Source organism: Falsihalocynthiibacter sp. CO-5D18, assembly GCF_041205445.1.
Lineage (GTDB): Bacteria > Pseudomonadota > Alphaproteobacteria > Rhodobacterales > Rhodobacteraceae > Falsihalocynthiibacter > Falsihalocynthiibacter arcticus.
In genome coordinates this window covers 1-2,145 of the sequence record NZ_JBGFCF010000047.1, presented here as the reverse complement: position 1 = coordinate 2,145, position 2,145 = coordinate 1, and the positions used below count along the sequence as shown (strand labels likewise).

Genomic DNA, 2,145 nt, shown 5'->3' with positions numbered 1-2,145 from the left:
TGCGGGAAGGTCACCTTGCAGAGCATGGCTTTGGCAAACTTGCGGTTCATTCCAAACCAGAGGTTCAAAGCTATGCGGTGATGACAGATGCAGAGGTGGTGACTTTGTTGGGGGCCAATGAACCCCTACTCACGCCCTTGCTGCATCTCTGTTTGCTCACAGGCATGCGGTCCGGGGAGGCTTGTGGGATGATGGCGGAAGACCTGATCACCAAGGGCAACCTCGGGGTCTTTGCCAGGATCAGACCAAACGCGATCAGAGGGCTCAAATCCAAAGCAGCAGAACGTGAAATTCCGCTACACGACAGTCTTTTGGCTACCCTGGCCATGCTTCCCAACGAAGGGGCCCTGTTTCCAGGGATTTCCGTGGACAGGGTCACCAAGAGGTTCGCCCTGTTAAGGCAAAGCACCGGAGCCACCCGCCCTGGCCTTGTGTTCCACTCAACCCGCAAGTGGTTCATCACCCAATGCGAGCGTACAGGGGTTCCAGAGCACTTTACCGCAAGTCTTGTGGGCCACCAATCGGCGCGATCGGCCAACAGGCTGACCTATGGACTATACTCTGCGGGGATCAGTGACAGCCAGAAGCGGGAGATCATTGATCAGATCAGGTTGCCAAGATGCGTGGCTTGAGGTGCGACGAAAACAAAACTCCGTCCGGGCTCCCATTGCGGGTGCTCGGGCGGGAGAATGCTTATCCTTTTTTTTGTCTGGCTGGGGAAATACCCATCCGCAAAGGCTTCCAGTACCTCATTCAGATAGACGAAAACACCGATAGCGGCCTCCAATTGAATTTCTGCTTCCGGCCCTTAGCTGCCGTTCGCTACATTCTCAATTGCTGCGGCGCAGCCCGTCTATAGCGGACATTGGTGCCTTGCCGCAGCAATATTGAGGCCCTAAGGTCTGCTATGCGGACGAAGCCGCCGTTTGCAAACCCTTGCCCCTTACGCATTGCAGGCAGGGCGACGATATGCATGTTGCCCCCAAAGGGCCGTCAGTTGTTGAACTCGGGCGACACTTTCGGACCGGCAGAAACAACACCGCTCTTCGCCGCGGTGGAATACATTTCCGAAAGGGTATCCTGAAGCTTGTCGGCGAACGCGCGAGCATCGTCCTCGGTCAGACCTGAAGTTGGGATCGGATTGCCGATGCGGATGCGGATTGTTCCTGGACGTGCCCGGATGGCTCCCAACGGCAAGGTATGGTGGCCACCATAAAAAACCACAGGGATCACAGGCGCACCTGCACGTATCGCAATCAAGCTGGCCCCGATTTTAAAACGTCGGATACCATCAATGCCGGACAAACGACCCTCACCGCCCCAAGCAACGCGTTCTCCACCACGGATGCGCTGGACCATCTTGTCGATCAGGGCATCTGTGGCCGCCCTGTTTCCCCTTTGAACGAGTTCAAAATCGATGCGTGCGAAAGCGGCGCGTGCGAATGGGAAGAATTTGTAAAGGTCTGCTGCCGCTGCGCGGTCCACATGATCAAGGAACGCCACCATAAAGGCCATCAGGTCGGGAAAGGAAGATTCGTTGTAACACAGCACACAGCCACGGCCGGGCGGCGGCAGTGGGCCGTCAATTTCAACTGAAATGTGGCACGTATTCAGGAACCGTTGGCAATGGCGGGACATGATTGCACGCCCTTCTTGTTTGGATTCCGCGAGGTAGGCGACACGGGCATTGGCCAGCGGGAGACCTAAGATCCACTGCGCACAGGCCGCAAGGCCGCGCTTGATTTCGATAGCTATCCGCATAAGATGCAAGCTAGACCAAAAAAGGCCGACACTTTCAAGTTTTTCTAAGATGTTCTGACAATAATGCACCAAGATCGTGAAGCACTCTTGGTATGCTGATCTTCACTCGCATCGTTTGAGGATGCGTTGATGAAAGTGCCCGCTTCGGGCTCACTGCCGACCTTCGCTGCGTTTGCAAATCGAAAAAACTGGGTCGCAGCCCCGAGTGTCCGCTTTCTTCAAGTTGCCCAGTTTAGTTTGCAGGCGCAGCGTAGGTCCGAAATCCGCCCTATCTACCGTCGTTCCGCGCAACACTTTGCGAAAACTACCTAAATATTTGTACCTCGGCACTCCCCCTGGAGAAATCCCTTGCCTCCCCATAACATTCGGGTGAAAAGTTCGCAT

The 2,145-nt window shown here is 55.4% G+C and carries 2 protein-coding genes; one reads left to right on the top strand and one right to left on the bottom strand.

The window, feature by feature from the left end; genetic code table 11:
- A partial coding sequence (locus tag AB9F27_RS21740; protein ID WP_369758181.1) for a tyrosine-type recombinase/integrase occupies positions 1-632 on the top strand: 632 nt, incomplete at its 5' end.
- Positions 633-993: 361 nt separating this feature from the next.
- On the opposite strand, the gene AB9F27_RS21735 is transcribed toward AB9F27_RS21740, so the two are convergent.
- Complete coding sequence (locus AB9F27_RS21735; protein ID WP_335586742.1) at positions 994-1,761, bottom strand: lysophospholipid acyltransferase family protein; 768 nt, start codon at positions 1,759-1,761, stop codon at positions 994-996.
- Between the last annotated feature and the right edge of the window lie 384 nt (positions 1,762-2,145).

What these genes read in the sequence shown, in the direction of transcription:
- AB9F27_RS21735 (WP_335586742.1), bottom strand. Translation starts at nt 1,761, where the DNA reads ATGCGGATAGCTATCGAAATCAAGCGCGGCCTTGCGGCCTGTGCGCAG.